This is a genomic window from Marinobacter sp. V34, assembly GCF_055524115.1.
In genome coordinates this window covers 80,182-95,689 of the sequence record NZ_JBUPZY010000009.1, presented here as the reverse complement: position 1 = coordinate 95,689, position 15,508 = coordinate 80,182, and the positions used below count along the sequence as shown (strand labels likewise).

The window sequence follows — 15,508 nt, the reverse complement described above, 5'->3', positions numbered from 1 at the left end:
CCACGGCCTCCTTAGCTGGCTGCACTGGGGGTGGCTTCTTCGTCTTTCACGCCGAGCCAGCCGTAGCCACGCTCTTCAAGCTCGAGGGCCAGCTCGCGACCCCCGGATTTGACGATCCTGCCACCGGCCAGTACATGAACATGGTCTGGCACAATGTGGTTCAGCAGACGCTGATAGTGAGTCACCATCAGAATGGCACGGTCTTCGGCGCGCAGGGCGTTTACGCCCTTGGAAACCACCTGCAGGGCATCAATGTCGAGCCCTGAGTCTGTCTCATCCAGAATGGCCAGCTTTGGCTGCAGCAGCAGCGCCTGAAGAATCTCGTTGCGTTTCTTCTCGCCACCGGAGAAGCCTTCGTTGACACCACGCTTGAGGAACGCCGGGTCCAGGTCCACCTGTTTGGAAACCTCTTTGGCGAGTTTCATGAACTCTGCGGCGTTCATTTCCGGCTCGCCACGGTGCGTGCGCATGGCGTTGACGGCGGTGCGCAGGAACTGCAGGTTGCTGACGCCGGGGATCTCCACCGGATACTGGAACGCCAGGAAAATACCTTCACGAGCCCGCTCTTCGGTTTCAAGGTCCAGCAGGTTCTCGCCGTTCAGGCTGATTTCGCCCTGGGTTACCTCAAATGTCTCATTGCCTGCCAGCACCTGGGACAGGGTACTCTTGCCTGAGCCATTGGGGCCCATGATGGCGTGAACTTCCCCGGCTTTGATTTCCAGGTTGATGCCCTTGAGGATCTCTTCACCCTCAACGGATGCGTGCAGGTTTTTGATGCTCAGCATTTGACGATTTCTCTCTCTGTTTTCTGAATTCCGGTGCGGGGCTGTCTGCTGGCTGTTAGCCAACAGACCCCTCAAGGCTAACCTCAAGCAACTTGCCAGCCTCAACGGCGAACTCCATCGGCAGCTCCTTGAACACCTCTTTACAGAAGCCGTTCACGATCATGGAAACCGCCTGCTCAGGGTCGATGCCGCGTTGGCGGCAGAGGAACATTTGCTCGTCGCTGACCTTGGACGTTGTGGCCTCATGCTCAACGATGGCCGACTTGTTCTTGCTTTCGATGTACGGGAAGGTGTGGGCGCCGCAGCGGTCGCCGATCAGCAGCGAATCACACTGGGTGTAGTTACGCGCACCTTCCGCACCGGGGGCGAATTTCACCAGCCCGCGATAGGCGTTGGAGCTCCTGCCCGCGGAAATGCCCTTGGAGATGATGGTGCTGGACGTGTTTTTGCCCAGATGGATCATCTTGGTGCCGGTATCCGCCTGCTGGAAGTTATTGGTCAGCGCCACCGAATAGAACTCGCCTACGCTGTTGTCACCACGCAATACGCAACTCGGATACTTCCAGGTGACGGCAGAGCCGGTCTCGACCTGGGTCCAGGAGATTTTCGAGTTCTTGCCGATGGCCGCGCCACGCTTGGTGACGAAGTTGAAGATGCCGCCCTTGCCGTTCTCATCGCCGGGGTACCAGTTCTGCACAGTGGAATACTTAATCTGTGCATCGTCCAGGGCCACTAATTCAACCACCGCCGCATGCAGCTGGTTCTCATCGCGCATCGGCGCGGTACAGCCCTCAAGGTAGCTGACGTAGCTGCTATCCTCCGCGATGATCAAGGTGCGCTCGAACTGCCCGGTATTGGCCGCGTTAATACGGAAGTAAGTGGACAGTTCCATGGGGCAGCGCACGCCTTTGGGTACGTACACGAAGGTGCCGTCGGAGAAGACCGCGGAGTTCAGGCCGGCGAAGAAATTGTCGCCTGCAGGCACCACAGAGCCGAGATACTTTTTAACCAGCTCCGGGTAGTCCTGAATGGCCTCCGAAATGGAGCAGAAAATCACGCCGGCCTTGGCCAGTGGCTCCTTGAAGGTGGTCGCCACGGAAACCGAATCGAATACGGCGTCAACAGCCACGCCGGCGAGCTTTTCACGCTCGTGCAGGGGGATGCCCAGTTTCTCGTAGGTCTTGAGCAGCTCCGGGTCTACCTCATCGAGGCTCTGGGGCATGTCTTCCTTGCGCTTGGGCGCGGAGTAATAGGAAATCGAGTTGTAATCGACTTTCGGATAACCCACGTGTGCCCAGTCCGGCTCGTCCATTTCCAGCCAGCGACGGTAGGCTTTCAGACGCCATTCCAGCATCCATTCCGGCTCTTTCTTGATGGCGGAAAGGCGGGCAATGACGTCTTCGTTAAGGCCGGGCTCGAACGTGTCGGCTTCGATTTCTGTTACGAAACCGTGTTCGTATTCCCGTTTGATCAGCTCGTTCACCTCTTTATCGGTGGTCGCCATGATCGTCGCTCCGTATTCTCTCATCTCGGGCCTTGCAGCCCCTGGTGTCGCCGGTAGTCTCGTGTTCAGGGCTGCCGGGCGGATGTCATAAATTCAGCTGTTGCAGTGATCTCCCACCTTGGTGGGTGCGCTCTGCAATCGGTTTTTGGATGACGGATTGGGTGTTGCCCTGTTGAAAATCAAAGGCAATATCCGTTTCTTCTGGTGAGTGAGTATACAATACCAGAGTAAAATAGTCAGGTATTAAATTGCACGCGAGCTGATTATACCTTAATCGACCCTTGTGGCACTAAGGCTGTGGCAATCGAGCCAATAGGCCGGTTCTTTGCATTGCCGAGCCGCATGACGTCCTGTCTGCGACTAAAGCCGAATATGGTTATTTTCGGCTAACATGTGTACGCTGACGGGCGTGGGCAGCGGTTGCCTGCCTGGACATCTCAGGAGACAGAAACATGCACTCAGAACCGATGGAGCCTCGCGCGGCCAAAGCACCGTTCAGTGCGCGGGTGACTTCGTTGATTGCCGGGCATCTTGAGCGCGGTAGGGTGGGAGTGGAAACCATCGCCTCCCAGCTGCATATGAGCCGGCATACGCTTCATAAGAGGCTGAAGGAAGAAAACCTGACGTTCGCGGCATTGCTTGAGGACATCCGGCGCGAGCGGGCACTGGCCTATCTAAAGGACCGCAGTAAATCTCTGGTGGAAATTGCCGAACAGTTGGGTTTCTCGGAACTCAGTGCGTTCAGTCGCGCGTTCAAGCGCTGGATGGGCAAGTCGCCGGGTGCTTACCGCTCACGGGCGGCCTGATACAGGCACAAATGACCGGGGCAGCGAGTTCACGCATGCCCCGGTCATTTGTCTATCCCGCAATCAGGCTTTCTTGAAGATCAGCGTACCGTTGGTGCCGCCGAAGCCAAAGCTGTTGCTCATTACCAGGGGCAGGTCCACGTTGTCCTGCCGCTCTCTCACGATGGGGTAACCCTCAGCGCCTTCATCCAGATTCTCGATGTTGGCAGATGGCGCAATGAAGCCTTCTCGCTGCATGATCAGGCTGTAGATGGCCTCGTGCACACCGGCCGCCCCAAGGGCATGGCCGCACAGGGGTTTCGTTGAGCTCAGTGGTGGGATCTTGTCGCCAAAGGTTTCCTTCAGGGCCTTAAGCTCGGTGACATCCCCCGCCGGCGTGCTGGTGCCGTGGGTGTTGATGTAGCTGATCTCGCCATCGATGTTCTTCATCGCCTGCTGCATGCAACGAATAGCGCCTTCGCCGCTGGGTGCCACCATATCGGCGCCGTCAGAGGTTGCGCCAAAGCCGACCAGTTCGGCCAGGATGTTGGCCCCGCGTGCTTCCGCATGCTCCAGGGCTTCCAGCACCAGGATGCCGCCACCACCGGAGATAACGAAGCCGTCCCGATCCCGATCATAGGTGCGGGAAGCCCTTCCAGGGGTGTCGTTGTATTTGGTAGAGAGCGCGCCCATGGCGTCAAACATCAGGCTAAGGGTCCAGTGGATGTCTTCGCCACCACCTGCAAACATGACATCCTGGCGGCCCAGGGCAATCATATCGGCCGCATGGCCAATGGAGTGTGCGCTGGTGGCGCAGGCAGAGGTAATGCCGTAGTTGATACCGGTAATGCCGAATGCGGTAGACAGTGAGGCGTTAATGGCGCTCCCCATGGTGCGGGGCACACGGTATGGCCCTACCCGGCGGATGCCTTTCTCGCGGTGGGTGTCGATCGCATCCATCAGTTCCACCGTTGATGCGCCGCCAGCACCGGTAATGACGCCCGTTGAGTTGGCGCGGATATGCTCTTCCGTCAACCCGGCCTGCTCAATGGCTTCTTTCATCGCTAGGTACGTGTAGCCGGAGGCCGGGCACATGAAGCGCATCAGTTTGCGGTCGATCAGTTCCGGCAGGTTCAGGTCAATCTGTCCGCACACATGGCTGCGCAGACCGTTGTCCTTGGCTTCCTGGCTAAAACCAATGCCAGGTATTGAATCCCGCAGGGACCGGGTTACTTCGTCTTTATTTGTTCCGAGGCTGGAGACGATCCCCATGCCTGTAATAACAACACGACGCATTTAATGGCTCCTAGAAGTCATCCGTAGAATTGAACATGCCAACTTTCAGGTCTTTGGCGGTGTATATTTCTCGGCCATCCACTTCCATCCGGGCATCGGCAATGGCCATGGTGAGCTTGCGGCGGATAACTCGTTTGATGTCGAGGTGATACCGAACGAGTTTGTTCGTGGGTAGCACCTGGCCAGAAAATTTCACCTCACCGCTTCCAAGCGCGCGACCCTTGCCTTCACCCCCGGTGGCTGCCAGGAAAAAGCCCACCAACTGCCACATGGCATCCAGACCCAGGCAACCGGGCATGACAGGATCATCGACAAAATGAACCTTGAAGAACCAGAGGTCCGGGTTGATGTCCAGTTCGGCAACAATGCTGCCTTTGCCATAGAGCCCGTCAGTTTCACTGAAATGGGTTACGCGGTCCATCATCAGCATTTCATTGATGGGCAGTCGCATCTTGCCGGGAAAGAGCGTGCCTTGTCCGCAGGCTTCCAGGTCGGCCTTGGTAAAGTGGTCTGGGGTCATAATGCCAGTGTTCCTGTTACAAAATGGTTTCTTATACTTTAGCTGGAATTATCGCTAAGGCTATTGACCATTGGTTGCAGTTTGCAGTCAGCCGCAAAATTTCTACAGTCATTTTCCACCACGCAATGGCCCAGTCACCCTGGCCAACGACTCCGGGGGTCAGCGCCCACCGGATTTTTCGGATACCTGCTTCGTCAGTTCCTGCAGCTGTTCCTGAACTGCCTTTAACTGACGTGCGATCTCGTCCCGTTCGTCATGAGCCTTTTGGGCCTGCTCTGCATTCTGTTCCTCACTCATGACTTCCAGGATCGCCCCAATCATCATGTTCAGGAACACAAACGCAGTCAGGAAGATAAAGGTCAGATAGTAAAGCCAACTGAGCGGATAGGATTCCATCGTGGCATACATCACGTCGGTCCAGTCCTCGAAGGTGGCAACACGGAACAGAGTGAGCATGGCAATGGCGACATCGCCCCAAAGTGTCTCGTCCACGTCCGCAAAGAACATCGAGCCCATCGCCGCATAGATGTAGAAAATAATAAACATTAACAGGGCGATGTAGCCCATGCGCGGGATGGCTTTCAGAAGAGAGTTGATCAGGAAGCGCAGCTCTGGCACGACAGACACCAGGCGCAACACCCGGAACACCCGCAGCAATCGGCCCAGCAGTACGGCGTCGGAATTGTCCAGTGGGATGAGGCTGCCAACCACAACCAGTGTATCGAACAGGTTCCAGCCATCCATCAGAAAGCGTTTCTTGTTAGGGCAGGCTGCAAAGCGGAACAGAATTTCTATCAGGAAAAACAAGGTGATGAGGTTGTCCATCACGCTAAGGGAACCCTCCACCAGCGGCGGTAGCTCATAGGTTTTTGCGCCAATGGTGAGCGCCGACAGGATGATAATGCCGATAACCACGCTCTGGAATATCCGGCTGGACTCTATGCGGCGCAGTTGCTCAAATCCGGTTGTGGGGCTTGGTTGGGCGGACATAAGAAGACAGAAACTCCATAACGATCGCGGAGCCTGAATTCTAAAGGGAGTGGGCCGGATTGGGTAGCGGGAACTGTGCTCAGGCGTTGGCGAGTATGATCCGCCACTGTTCTTCGGTAACGGGCATCACCGACAGGCGGTTGCCACGCCTGATCAGTGCCAGGCCCTCAAGCCCCGGCAGGGACTTGATTTCATCCAGTGGGATCAGCCGTGGGAGTTTTTTCTCAAAGACCATATCCACGGCCTGCCAGCGTGGCTTTTCCGGTGTGCTTTTGGGGTCGTGGTAGGGTGAATCTGTGCTGAACTGGGTCGGGTCCGGATAGGCCGACGTGACGACGCGGACGATTCCCGCCACTCCAATGTGTTTGCAACTGGAGTGATAAACAAACACGTCGTCCCCCTCGGCCATTTCCTGCAGGAAATTTCGAGCCTGATAGTTGCGCACGCCGTCCCAGGGGATGGTTTGATCCTCTGCATTCTTAAAGTCATCAATGCTGCATTCGGACGGTTCGGTCTTAACCAGCCATTTTGCCATTGCTCGGTTCCCGACATGGTGAGGTTATACAGTATAACCAAAATCCAGCTCGTCAGGCCCGCCATGACATCGTCACGCTGTCACAGTGTATGGGGTAGAACGCCGTAGTAGATCGCACTGAAGTGCAGGGCACTGCCACCAATCACAAACAGGTGCCATATCGCATGCATGTAGGGAATGCGGTCCGCGAGGTAGAAGCCGACACCGGCTGTGTAGACCACACCGCCGGCGATAGTCAGGTAGAGGGCTGTGTCGCTGATACTCGCTACGAGGTCCGATGAGGCGAAGGTAATCAGCCAGCCCATGGCAATGTAGATGCCTACTCGTGCCAGTTTGAAGCGGTTTTGGAAGATTACCTTCAGAACCACGCCGGTAGCAGCCAGGGCCCAGATGATGGCAAACAGTGTCCAGCCGCTGGTGCTACGCATGTTGACGAGGAGGAAAGGAGTGTAGGTGCCGGCGATCAGCAGGAAGATGGCGCAGTGGTCCAGGGTCTTGAACAGCGCCCGCAGGCGTGGGTGGCGGGCGCCATGGTAAAGCGCCGAAGCCAGATAAAGCAGGATCAGGGATGCGCCAAAGATGCTGAAGCTGACTATCTTCCAGGCATCGCCCAATTGGCTGGCCGCGACGATCAATGCAATTGTGCCGATCACACTAAGAAGGGCTCCGACTCCATGGGTGGCGCTGTTCAGCCATTCCTCGATACGGTGATGGGCGGATTCTTCGAGTTTGTCGCGAGCTTTCATGGATAGCGGGTCCGGTTCTGTTATGGCGACACAGTACTTCAGCGTACAGGTGTACGCAATGGGCGAAGTGTGACGTGTTTGTGAACTTGAACCTGAGGTGATGTGATTCGAAGGATTATCCCGAACCGCAACCGTTGCCGGCGGCCTTCTTCAGCCTTGAGAAGGTTGCCGGAACCACGCCCAGCCAGGACGCCAACTGGTTGTCTGGGACCCGCTTGATCAGTTCAGGATACTCGTCCAGCAGCAGCCGGTAACGCTCCTGGGCCGGCATGGTTTGCTTGCGGAATTCCCTCATGCTGGTCAACTCGGCGATTTCCTCCGTCAACACGATGGCGAACTTCTCCCAGGCACCATCCCCTCTTGCCTGAACCGCAGCCCGGAACGCGGAAAAGTCGGCCACCCAGAGGGTTGCAGGGGTAGCGGACGTGAGGCACAGAGTGTTGCGGGTGGTTCGGCTTCTGCCAAAGACAGGCCAGATCAGGTCCCCTTCCGTGAAAAAATGGTGGATGGCCACCTTTCCTGCCAGTGATTCCCGGAACAGCCGAAGTACACCGTGCTGGATCAGGTACACGTTACCCCAGGGGCGGTTGTGTTGTTCCAGGTCGGTTTCAGCTTCCACCCGGCATTTCTGAAACAGGCCACCCAACTCGCTGACAAAGCGCTGTTGGGGATTGTTGCTATCGTTGCTGAGATGAATGCCAAAGCAGTGGCTGAGCCCGCTGAGTAACACATGGGACTCAGGCGCGGGTTCGTGCCAGATAATATCCCGGTGTCGCTCTGCCAGCATGCATGGGGGCGATGAGCTGGCAATCGGTTCATGTTTCATGGGTGCACCTTGGCTGGGTCAGTTGTCGGAGTTTGGCATCTGGATAGATACATTCAAAATAAATTAAACCAGTTTGTCTTAGCGGCTGAATCAATATTCCTGCCGGTGTTAAACTCGGTGCCTTTCTTGCCCTATACCGGAGTCAGTATGGCCGCCGCCCTCGCACTGTTCTATAAACTACTCCCCCTGTATATCACGGTTGCCCTGGGTTGGGTTGCCGGGCGTTATCTCCAGGCCAGCGGCAAACATATTGCCGGTATCATGCTCTATATTGTCACGCCCTCGGTGGTGTTTTCCGGCGTTATGGCGGCACCGCTCTCGACGGAAGTGATCCTGTTGCCATTACTGGTTTTTACGCTGTGTTCGGTGCTCGGTTTTGCGCACATGAGGATTGCCCGCGGTATGATTTCAGACGGCAGCGCCAGTCTTATTCCGTTGTCGGTGGGCACGGGCAATACCGGTTATTTTGGCATACCGGTGGCATTGCTGCTGTTTGGTCAGGAAGGCCTGGCGCTTTATATCGTGTGCATGCTGGGCACGACGCTGTTTGAGAATTCCGTGGGCTTTTATCTGGCCGCCCGGGGACGATACAGCCTCAGGGATTCCCTTGTGAGGGTGGCGCGGCTACCTTCTGTCTACGCCTTCATGTTGGCGGTTGTGCTGAACCTGAACGGATTTTCCATCCCGGATGTTTTCACGCCGCTTTTCGACAACCTTCGTGGTGCCTACAGCGTCCTCGGCATGATGATTATTGGCATGGGAATTCTCAGTTTTCGCGGGCTGGCGGGTAACCCGCGTTTTACCGGCTTGGCGTTCTTCGGCAAGTTCGTGTCCTGGCCGCTGGCGGCCATCGTGCTCTGGTGGCTGGATGCCCGTTTCTTCGGTATCTATAACCTGGCCGTCTACCAGGCGATTTTCCTGATTTCCATAACGCCCATTGCCGCCAATACGGTGGTCATTGCCACGCTGCTGGACACCGCGCCAAAACAGGCCGCCGGCACCGCCTTGCTGAGCACCTTGTTTGCCCTGGCGTTTATTCCGGTGATGGTTGCCTTGGTTATGCCGTGACCCGGGGAGCGGTCCGTAAGGTGAACAAGCCCGCTATCAGACCGGTGAGCGCGCCAAGCCAGTGGGATTGGACGATGACATGGCCACCAATCAATGGGTTTTCGCCAACGGCCGGGTATAGAAACACCTCCGTTGCCATCTTTAGCAGAATGAATGCCAGTATGGCGATGCTCCAACGGGTATCCGTTTTGATATTGAACAAGGCCGTAAACACCAGAAGCCCATGAAGGCTGCCTGAGAACCCCCGATACCAGTCAACCTCGGGCGCCGCCAGAAACAGACCTGAAGAGATGGCGAGAGGGGAGAGAGTCAGGTAGCTTATCCAGCTCGGTAGGGGTGGATGCCTTGTGAATAACAGGCCGGTTACCAGTAGCCCCGCCAGGTTGAGTAGCAGGTGGTTCAGACCTAGGTGAGTCCAGTGGCCGGTGAGCAGTCGCCAGTACTCGCCGCCAGGAATACCCTCACGAGACCATTCCAGAGTGCTTGCCGGCCACAGGAATACAGCCGCCAGCAGCGCTGCCAGTATCGTGAATCTCGGCCAGTAAGGGAACAGTTGTGGTGATCGTGTGTGTGTCATAAATACACGGCGTTACACAAAGCGTCTGGTGCCCTGTTTGCGAATTGTTTAGATTTTGTGCACCCCCTCTAAACAATAAACAGGGATGTTCAATGCAGTTCAAGTTTATACAGGTTGTTGCGGCCATAATCACCCTCATGCTCCTTGCTGTAACCCCTGTGGCTGCGGAAACCAGCATGGTTCGTGATATCTGGATCGATGGCCATGATTACGCAGCGGTGCTGGAGGAGAACTTGCGGGTGGACAGCGCCCGGGATTCCGACCTTGCCGGCACTCACTATAAAGGGCACTTCCCGGAAGACCCGGACAGTTGGGTGAGGGTTTCCCGCCTGGACAGCGGCTGGGAAGGCTTGGCGTACGTTTTCGGGCGTATGCATGCCATTGGCGATGCCCCTCGTGCCAGTCGCGTGACCAGTTTTAGTACCAGCCAGTTGGAGGCGCCGCAGTGCGGTCTTGACCATCTCCATGGCCGAACATTCATCACTCCGCAAAGCCTGACCGGTCGTGCCATGTCGCAGGCGGTCTCCGCCAGTTACGACACACTCTGCGCTAACAAGGTAGACGGCGCCTGCCTGATGCTGGAACTTGAGCTGGCGTTTGACCAGCAGTTCCAGGATCGCTTCCCGGACGACTTCCAGGGCCGTGCAGGAGCCATACTGAATATGGTGGAGGGCTTCTACGCTGATCAGTTCGGCATTGTGTTCGATACCTTATCGCTGACGTTCACCGGGCCGGCAACGTTCAACAGCACCACGGATGCGGGAACCCTGCTGGATGACGTGACTGCACAGCGCGACAGCCGCAGTCTGCCGTTCCTGGAAAGCGAACGTTCGATATTTCACCTGATCAGCGGTCGCGACTTTGCCGGCTCCACGGCAGGCCTCGCCTGGGTTGGTACTGTGTGTTATGCAAATGGGTATGCCTCGGGCATTACCAACGCTTACGACACCAATACAACCACTGCAGTTGTGATCGCCCATGAAATCGGCCATAACCTGGGTGCAAGCCATGACTCGCCGGATAGTGGTTGCGATGAGGGTGTAAATATCATGAGCCCGTATGTGGTTTCCTCCGCCACGAAGTTCTCCCAGTGCTCCGACGATGCCATCACCAGCAGGATTTCCCAGCTAAATTCTGTTGAACAGTGTTTTAACTTCCCGGCGGATGCGGGGCTTATCGCTGCATCCGGAAACCCGAGTGCGGTTCAGGCGCAGTCGTCGTTCCAGGCGCATTTCGACATCGCGTATCGTCAGGCTTCCGAGCCAGCCGATGGCCTTGTCGTTGCAGGGTCGATTGGTGATCAGGAAGGGCGCTTGCTGGGCGTCAGTGTAGGTGGGGCAGCTTGTACCTTGCTGGGTACCGATGCCTATGACTGTGGTGAAGTACAGGCGAGAACGGGGCTTCAGCTCAGCGTTCAGGCGGTCGCCGGTAATCGCCCGGTGTTCAGTCTGCTACAGAACGTAAGCCTGCTCAGCAACAGTGGTGACGTTAAGGATATCCAGCCGGGGAACAACTCTGTACTGACGGAGATTGCGGTAGCCGCCAATGATTCGGGGCCATCGGGAGAGCCCGACGACGAAGAGTTTTCGTCAGGTGCTCCGAAAGCCACTCGTTCTGATTCCGGCGGAGGCGGCGGTGGTTCCGTTACCTGGTGGTGGCTTATGGCTGCAGCGTTCGCCATGGGACTTCGTGTCCGCGGGCGTTCGCGATGACTCAGCGGCTTTCGCTTTTGTTGATCGGGCTTGCCATGGCCGGGTGTGGAACTTCCGTTCCCGGCACGGATACGGAGCACACCCCCGTGTCCACGCCAGAAACCCGGGAGCAGGCGGAAGCCGTGTGGGTTGATCGCGCAATTGACCGTTATCAGGTGACCGTGCAGCAAACCTGCTTTTGCCCAGCGGACCTGCGCCAGCCGATACGTGTGTCGGTATCGGGCGGTAAAATTTTGAAGGTTGAAGGCCTCGAGCAGCCCCTGCCGAACCGGAACCTGCTGGACAACCAGCGGCTCACCGTTGAGGGGCTGTTCCTGTTTATCGAGCAATCTGCGGCGAAAGAACCTCACAGGCTTGAGGTGGTGTACGACGCCCGTTATGGTTTTCCTCGCCGCATTGATTACGACGGTCACGAGATGATTGCCGACGACGAATTCCAGTACGAACTATCGGATTTCCGGGCTGACGGAGTGGACTGACACCTGTTTTGCGCCATCGATGTCCTTCCGGGCATGGCGCACCACGCTGATGCCCGCCGTAATAGCCAAGGCCCCCATTACCGTTGCCACGGCCAGATCCGGCCAGGCGGTTCCAGTGCCGAACACCCCCAGCGCTGCGCCCATCACGGCGACGTTGCCGATAGCATCGTTGCGACTGCACAGCCACACCGAGCGCATGTCAGAATCACCATCCCGGTAACGGAACAGTATCAATGCCACGATGACGTTTGCCACAAGTGCCATAAAGCCTACGACCCCCATGGTCAGGGGCTCCGGTGTAATGTCACTCTGAAGTACCAAGATGGCCCGGGCGAGCACGATGACACCGAACATGGCCATCGTAATGCCTTTCACCAGGGCGGCCCGGCCGCGCCAAAGCATACCCATGGATAGAACGGTCAGGGACAGGACGTAGTTGGCACTGTCGCCAAAGAAGTCGATGGCATCGGCCATCAACGACACGGACCCGGACTGAAGGCTTGCAATGCCTTCCACCAAAAACATTGCAAGGTTGACCCAAAGAGCAATCCACAACGCTTTTCTAAAGCCTGGCGCGGGAGATTTTGGGGTGGGGGTGGAGCAGCTACTACAGGCCATGAATACCTCCTTCTATAAGAATGCATTCATTAGAAACCCTGTAGTTGCTACAGAGTCAACGGCGGTGTTTGGGAGGTCGATTAACGAGTGCCGTGGGTGCCTGGGATATGGTTATGGCTAGCTGCTCCGGGATCTGAGACGGTTTCCGATGTCAGCCCGCCGAGTATGCCACATTCACTGACGGTGCGGCCCTCGGAACAGGCTTGCTGGAGTTGTTGCAGAGTATCTTCCAGGTGGGCCAGTTCCTGAAGGCGCTCCCTTACATGGCTGAGGTGGCGGACCAACACGGCGTCGACTTCGCTGCAGTCCGCGTCTGGCTGGTCGGCCAGGCGTATCAGTTCGCGGATTTCATCCTGGGCCATGTCCAGGTTACGGCAGCGCTTGATGAACAGTAGGCGGTCGAGATGGCTCTGCCGGTAATGGCGGTAGCCACTGGCCTGGCGCTCGGGTGCTGGCACCAGGCCAATTTTTTCATAGTAGCGAACAGTTTCCACCGGAATGCTTGTGGTTTTCGATATTTCGCCGATTTTCATGGTTGCTCGCCTGCCGTTTGTCTACCCAGTGTGCCACGACCGTTACGGATTTTTTACCGGTTTCAACGGTTCCAGGTTTTTACGATTGGCCAGGAATTCAGGCCGTGGTTTGTTGCCACAATAGGGCTCTTCCAGAGTATTGTGAACGCTGTTGTAAACGAAAAACAGATTGCTTCGTGGCCAGCATGACATATTCACGTTGGAGCCATGCAGTGTGTTGCACTCAAAGATGATCAATGAACCGGGTGGTCCCTTGGGCGCTTCAATGGCGTTTTCGTCCATTAGCCTGGTGAGGCTGGGGGCGTCCGGTACACCAAGATCCTGGCTCTTAAGGGATTCCTTGTAGTTGTCTTCCGGTGTGCGGCCGACACAGGGGATAAAATACTTCTGGGAACCCGGGATCAGCATCAATGGGCCATTGAACTCATTGTTGTCGGTCATCACTATGGAACAACTGAGGCTGCGCATACGCGGCATGCCATCTTCGCTGTGCCAGGTTTCAAAATCAGAATGCCAGTTGAACCCCTTGCCCTTGAAACCGGGCTTATAGTTGATCCGCGACTGGTGGATGTAGACATCGCTATCCAACAACTGACGCACGATGTTGAGCAAGTGCGCGTCACGGGTCAGCCTGTCAAAGCGTTCCGAAATGTCATGAATTCCGAAGATGGATCGTATTTCTTCCTTTCCGGGCTCAAGGATGGTGCCCTCGGACAGCTTGAGGTCGTCATCGTCCTCGTATTCTTTAAGCTCTTTGATAAACCCGTCCATCTCATCCTTGGAAAAAAAGGAATCAAAGAACAGAAACCCTCGCTCATCGAATTCACGAACTTGCTTGGCAGACAGTGGGCCGTCTGATAGTCGCTCCGAGGGTGTATGTACCACAGGATCCAGTCGCTCAAACATGCTCAGTTTGCGTTCCAAGCGTGTTGGGAATAGGTCTTGTGGGCGTGCCATAAGTGTCCTCCTTTATTGCGTCAACTGACATAGACCTTGAGGCCACAGGATGTTTTTCAACCATCCCGCCTGACGCTGCCCTTGAAACATTCAACAATGAGGCCACGATAGTAAAAGGACGCTGGCTTAGACTGGCGTCAGTTTCGGAAAGCTTTCGAGCCGTTCTTTCCAGTCGGATCAAGGGGCAAACCCAGGTTTGTCGAACTTCAGGATCAGCATACGGAGAGGTCCCAATGACGCGAAGCAATTCGAAAACTGCAGCTGGTAACTCACGTTCAAAACGGGAGCCGGAGTCGCGCCGGGTCTATCTGGTGGATGGCGCGCGAACCCCATTTCTGAAGGCCAGGGGGCGCCCCGGCCCATTTTCCCCAGTCGACCTTGCTGTTCAGTGTGGGCGCCCGTTGTTATTGCGCCAGCCAATACCGGTCGATGCCTACGATCAGGTAATCCTTGGCTGCGTCAACGTGGTACCTTCAGAGGTGAACCCGGCACGAATTGCTGCCCTGCGCCTGGGAATGGGTGAAGCCACGCCCGCGTTTACGGTGCAGATCAATTGTGGTTCTGGCATGCAGTCCATTGATACCGCCTACAAGTACATTCGGGATGGTGACAGTGACCTGATTCTCGCCGGCGGCACGGAGGCTCTCAGCCATGCTCCGATGGTTCTTCAAACCGGGGCAGTGGAATGGCTGGCGGGATTGAATGCGGCGTCTTCGCCTCAGGATTACGCCCGCCAGTTGACCCAGTTCAACCCAAAGAATTTCAAGCCGGAAATCAGCCTGGCCAAGGGGCTGACGGACCCTATTGTTGGATTGAGCATGGGGCAGACGGCTGAAGTATTGGCCCAGCAGTTCAATATTACCCGGCAGGAGGCTGATGAGTATGCCGTGTCCAGCCACCAGCGCCTTGCCTACGCCCAGGAGCAAGGTTGGCTGGACGATGAGGTCGTCCCCGCAATATCTAAGGACGGCGAACTGTACCGGCACGATGATGGCGTACGGGCGGATACATCCACCGAAGCTTTGGCCAAGCTTAAGGCGGCCTTTGAGCCGCCGTTCGGGCAGGTTACTCCGGGCAACAGCTCCCAGGTAACTGACGGGGCTTCCTGGATGGTGCTGGCATCCGAAGAGGCAGTCAAAAAATATAACCTAAAGCCCAGGGCGGTCCTCGTAGACAGTGAATGGGCAGCTCTGGATCCAAAGATTATGGGGCTTGGCCCAGTGCTCAGTTCAACCGCCTTGCTGAAACGTCATAAAGCCAACCTGAATGATATCGACTTGTGGGAAATCAACGAAGCGTTTGCAGCACAAGTGCTGGCCTGTACCAAAGCCTGGGACGACCCGGAATTCTGCAAGGTGGCCATGGGGCTGGAGAAGCCCATGGGGAAACTTGACCCAGAACGCCTGAATGTCGATGGCGGTGCCGTGGCGATAGGCCATCCGGTCGGCACCAGCGGCAACCGGATAGTCCTGCATTTGATGAACGCCCTGCACCGAAAGGGCGCCAAGCGGGGCATTGCCACCGAGTGTATTGGTGGTGGTCAATCCGGAGCCATGCTGATTGAGACCGTGTGACGA

The 15,508-nt window shown here is 56.5% G+C and carries 17 protein-coding genes; 5 read left to right on the top strand and 12 right to left on the bottom strand.

Annotated features, from left to right (window positions below):
* Positions 1-11: 11 nt before the first annotated feature.
* Both sufC and sufB read right to left on the bottom strand, forming a co-directional pair.
* Positions 12-785 carry a Fe-S cluster assembly ATPase SufC gene (gene sufC, locus AC0B60_RS15225; protein ID WP_007153376.1) on the bottom strand — a complete coding sequence of 258 codons (774 nt, stop codon included), beginning with the start codon at positions 783-785 and terminating at the stop codon, positions 12-14.
* A 55-nt stretch (positions 786-840) separates the two neighbouring features.
* Positions 841-2,289: a Fe-S cluster assembly protein SufB gene (gene sufB / locus AC0B60_RS15220; protein ID WP_465086718.1), complete on the bottom strand. Its 1,449-nt coding sequence runs from the start codon at positions 2,287-2,289 to the stop codon at positions 841-843.
* A 452-nt stretch (positions 2,290-2,741) separates the two neighbouring features.
* Here sufB and AC0B60_RS15215 point away from each other — a divergent pair, with 452 nt between their 5' ends.
* Complete coding sequence (locus tag AC0B60_RS15215) at positions 2,742-3,095, top strand: helix-turn-helix transcriptional regulator (protein ID WP_465086717.1); 354 nt, start codon at positions 2,742-2,744, stop codon at positions 3,093-3,095.
* Positions 3,096-3,158: 63 nt separating this feature from the next.
* On the opposite strand, the gene fabB is transcribed toward AC0B60_RS15215, so the two are convergent.
* The 6 genes from fabB to AC0B60_RS15185 all read right to left on the bottom strand — a co-directional run bounded on the left by fabB (position 3,159) and on the right by AC0B60_RS15185 (position 7,987).
* Positions 3,159-4,370 carry a beta-ketoacyl-ACP synthase I gene (gene fabB / locus AC0B60_RS15210; protein ID WP_465086716.1) on the bottom strand — a complete coding sequence of 404 codons (1,212 nt, stop codon included), beginning with the start codon at positions 4,368-4,370 and terminating at the stop codon, positions 3,159-3,161.
* 10 nt (positions 4,371-4,380) lie between these two features.
* Entirely contained in the window at positions 4,381-4,890 is a 510-nt protein-coding gene (gene fabA, locus AC0B60_RS15205; protein WP_007153372.1) for a bifunctional 3-hydroxydecanoyl-ACP dehydratase/trans-2-decenoyl-ACP isomerase, read from the bottom strand.
* 159 nt (positions 4,891-5,049) lie between these two features.
* Positions 5,050-5,880, bottom strand: a complete 831-nt coding sequence (locus AC0B60_RS15200; RefSeq protein ID WP_465086715.1) for an ion transporter — start codon at positions 5,878-5,880, stop codon at positions 5,050-5,052.
* A 79-nt stretch (positions 5,881-5,959) separates the two neighbouring features.
* The gene (locus AC0B60_RS15195; protein WP_465086712.1) at positions 5,960-6,415 is read right to left on the bottom strand and encodes an EVE domain-containing protein; all 456 of its coding nucleotides are present in this window, start codon (positions 6,413-6,415) and stop codon (positions 5,960-5,962) included.
* A gap of 80 nt (positions 6,416-6,495) precedes the next feature.
* Positions 6,496-7,161, bottom strand: coding sequence for a PAQR family membrane homeostasis protein TrhA (gene trhA / locus AC0B60_RS15190; protein ID WP_465086710.1), 666 nt, complete (start codon positions 7,159-7,161; stop codon positions 6,496-6,498).
* A gap of 115 nt (positions 7,162-7,276) precedes the next feature.
* Positions 7,277-7,987, bottom strand: coding sequence for a Crp/Fnr family transcriptional regulator (locus tag AC0B60_RS15185; RefSeq protein WP_465086708.1), 711 nt, complete (start codon positions 7,985-7,987; stop codon positions 7,277-7,279).
* Between the two features lie 147 nt (positions 7,988-8,134).
* Between AC0B60_RS15185 and AC0B60_RS15180 the strand changes: the two genes are divergently transcribed.
* Positions 8,135-9,055, top strand: coding sequence for an AEC family transporter (locus tag AC0B60_RS15180; RefSeq protein ID WP_465086705.1), 921 nt, complete (start codon positions 8,135-8,137; stop codon positions 9,053-9,055).
* Here the strand turns inward: AC0B60_RS15180 and rrtA are convergent.
* Positions 9,045-9,632 carry a rhombosortase gene (gene rrtA, locus AC0B60_RS15175; protein WP_465086703.1) on the bottom strand — a complete coding sequence of 196 codons (588 nt, stop codon included), beginning with the start codon at positions 9,630-9,632 and terminating at the stop codon, positions 9,045-9,047. The genes AC0B60_RS15180 and rrtA overlap by 11 nt on opposite strands.
* 92 nt (positions 9,633-9,724) lie before the next feature.
* On the opposite strand from rrtA, the gene AC0B60_RS15170 reads away from it, so the two are divergent.
* Both AC0B60_RS15170 and AC0B60_RS15165 read left to right on the top strand, forming a co-directional pair.
* Positions 9,725-11,344 carry a M12 family metallo-peptidase gene (locus AC0B60_RS15170; RefSeq protein WP_465086701.1) on the top strand — a complete coding sequence of 540 codons (1,620 nt, stop codon included), beginning with the start codon at positions 9,725-9,727 and terminating at the stop codon, positions 11,342-11,344.
* Positions 11,341-11,823, top strand: a complete 483-nt coding sequence (locus AC0B60_RS15165) for a DUF6174 domain-containing protein (RefSeq protein WP_465086699.1) — start codon at positions 11,341-11,343, stop codon at positions 11,821-11,823. The genes AC0B60_RS15170 and AC0B60_RS15165 overlap by 4 nt, the downstream gene beginning before the upstream one ends.
* Here the strand turns inward: AC0B60_RS15165 and AC0B60_RS15160 are convergent.
* The 3 genes from AC0B60_RS15160 to thpD form a co-directional block, all read right to left on the bottom strand.
* The gene (locus tag AC0B60_RS15160; RefSeq protein WP_465086695.1) at positions 11,791-12,441 is read right to left on the bottom strand and encodes a cation efflux transmembrane domain-containing protein; all 651 of its coding nucleotides are present in this window, start codon (positions 12,439-12,441) and stop codon (positions 11,791-11,793) included. The two genes, AC0B60_RS15165 and AC0B60_RS15160, sit on opposite strands and share 33 nt — an antisense overlap.
* 80 nt (positions 12,442-12,521) lie before the next feature.
* Complete coding sequence (gene cadR, locus AC0B60_RS15155) at positions 12,522-12,974, bottom strand: Cd(II)/Pb(II)-responsive transcriptional regulator (RefSeq protein ID WP_465086693.1); 453 nt, start codon at positions 12,972-12,974, stop codon at positions 12,522-12,524.
* A 42-nt stretch (positions 12,975-13,016) separates the two neighbouring features.
* A complete protein-coding gene (thpD, locus tag AC0B60_RS15150; protein WP_465086692.1) occupies positions 13,017-13,931 on the bottom strand; it encodes an ectoine hydroxylase in 915 nt (304 codons plus the stop codon).
* Between the two features lie 233 nt (positions 13,932-14,164).
* Between thpD and AC0B60_RS15145 the strand changes: the two genes are divergently transcribed.
* The gene (locus AC0B60_RS15145; RefSeq protein WP_465086691.1) at positions 14,165-15,505 is read left to right on the top strand and encodes an acetyl-CoA C-acetyltransferase; all 1,341 of its coding nucleotides are present in this window, start codon (positions 14,165-14,167) and stop codon (positions 15,503-15,505) included.
* Positions 15,506-15,508: the final 3 nt, after the last annotated feature.